Source organism: Bartonella sp. AP11XZML, assembly GCF_042196445.1.
GTDB lineage: Bacteria > Pseudomonadota > Alphaproteobacteria > Rhizobiales > Rhizobiaceae > Bartonella.
In genome coordinates this window covers 1-1,468 of the sequence record NZ_JBHIQF010000051.1, presented here as the reverse complement: position 1 = coordinate 1,468, position 1,468 = coordinate 1, and the positions used below count along the sequence as shown (strand labels likewise).

Below are 1,468 nucleotides of genomic sequence, written 5' to 3'. Positions count from 1 at the left end.
CGCATTATGTGAAACACCCATCTTCTTCGCAAACGCACGAACCGATAGACCCTTACGCGTTTTCTTATTCATAGTTGCTCCATTTTGAATGGTATATACGAATTATTGTACACTTTAATTATTGACAAGGCTTTATTTTTCGTGTACATAAAATATATGAAGATAGTGTGGGATGAACCAAAAAGAGCTTTAAACATTGTTAAACATAAGCTTGATTTTGCTGATGTTATTTACTTTGACTGGGAACATGCTCTTATTGATGCAACCCATTCAAACCGCATGAAGGCTATTGGACATTTTGCGGATGGCACAACAGTTATTGTTTTTGCAAAGCTTGGCAATGAAGCGATATCCATTATCAGTTTTCGTCAAGCGAATAAAAAAGAAAGAGAGGTTTTCAATGACTATCAAAAAAACCTTTGAAACAGGATGTGGCTACACAAAAGAAGATTGGGACGCTGTGGATTCCCCACCACTAACAGATGAAGAACTTGCACGCTTAAAGCCAGCTAAAGACGTTTTACCAGCCTCTTTTTTTAAGTATGTAACAGAAGAGCGCCGTAAACGTGGGCGTCCACCCGTTGAATCTCCTAAACAAGCGGTTACTCTCCGTCTCGACCCAAATGTTATTGCCTCTTTTAAAAAACAAGGAAAAGATTGGCGAACACGTATGGGTGAAGTCTTAAAAAAAGCAAGTGGTAGCTAAACCAACCACCTCCCCACTGTTGAGAACGGGGAGGGGAGATGTGTCTTAAGCTAAGCAGCTTTCACGACAGATCTTTCTAAGACTTGTTTTGCTTCTTTAATGAGAGCTTTGTATTTTCTGTTTTCTTCATCTACTCTGAAGGTATCAAGAAGACGAACATGAATTGGACCCAGAAGATACAAAACTTTTTCACCAGCGTTCATACCTTCCCAATAACTTGGCAAATCAAAGCGTGTATCATTATCATAATCAACAGATTGGCTTTTTAGTTTCTTCTCGCACTCAATAAAGTAACGGCGTGCTTGACGTCCTTTCTCGTTACGTTCCACCATTGAGAGCTCTTTCGCCATGTCTAATGTGATGTGGTATTCTGTACTTGGACGACCGCTTTTAGGTTTTACTAAATTTTTAGTAAAACTCACAAAGTCCTTATTTTCTAGGAAACCATATTCTTTAATACGATTAATGATCCAATCGTTAAAACGAGATGTGACCTTCAAAAACATATGCAACTCACGTGCATTTACTGCTTGAACAGTTTCTTGATCAATTGTTTGTTCTGTAATTTTAATAAGAGTGTTCATAATGAACTCCTAGTTGTTAAGGTTTTCTATTGACATCCGAAGAGGATGCCGGGCGCTAGAAAACACGGCAACTAGCCCGTCGTTACGCCTTTCCCATAAAGGGTATTGTATAGCATAACCACACCCGACAATATCATTATATGCTTGTAGCATACAACGAGTCAAAGTTTTTAATTGG

General features: G+C 38.7%; 3 protein-coding genes. 2 read left to right on the top strand and 1 reads right to left on the bottom strand.

Annotation, left to right across the window (positions count from 1 at the left end):
• Nucleotides 1-156: 156 nt before the first annotated feature.
• The gene (locus ACFIMG_RS05290) at nt 157-423 is read left to right on the top strand and encodes a BrnT family toxin (protein ID WP_375613975.1); all 267 of its coding nucleotides are present in this window, start codon (nt 157-159) and stop codon (nt 421-423) included.
• The gene (locus tag ACFIMG_RS05285; protein ID WP_006589112.1) at nt 401-706 is read left to right on the top strand and encodes a BrnA antitoxin family protein; all 306 of its coding nucleotides are present in this window, start codon (nt 401-403) and stop codon (nt 704-706) included. Before ACFIMG_RS05290 ends, ACFIMG_RS05285 begins: the two co-directional genes overlap by 23 nt.
• A gap of 50 nt (nt 707-756) precedes the next feature.
• Here ACFIMG_RS05285 and ACFIMG_RS05280 read toward each other — a convergent pair whose 3' ends face one another.
• On the bottom strand, nt 757-1,290 hold the full coding sequence (locus ACFIMG_RS05280; protein WP_375678639.1) for an antA/AntB antirepressor family protein: 534 nt from the start codon (nt 1,288-1,290) through the stop codon (nt 757-759).
• Between the last annotated feature and the right edge of the window lie 178 nt (nt 1,291-1,468).

Coding starts and splice junctions, on each gene's coding strand:
- ACFIMG_RS05290 (WP_375613975.1), top strand. CDS start 157: ATGAAGATAGTGTGGGATGAACCAAAAAGAGCTTTAAACATTGTTAAA.
- ACFIMG_RS05285 (WP_006589112.1), top strand. CDS start 401: ATGACTATCAAAAAAACCTTTGAAACAGGATGTGGCTACACAAAAGAA.
- ACFIMG_RS05280 (WP_375678639.1), bottom strand. CDS start 1,290: ATGAACACTCTTATTAAAATTACAGAACAAACAATTGATCAAGAAACT.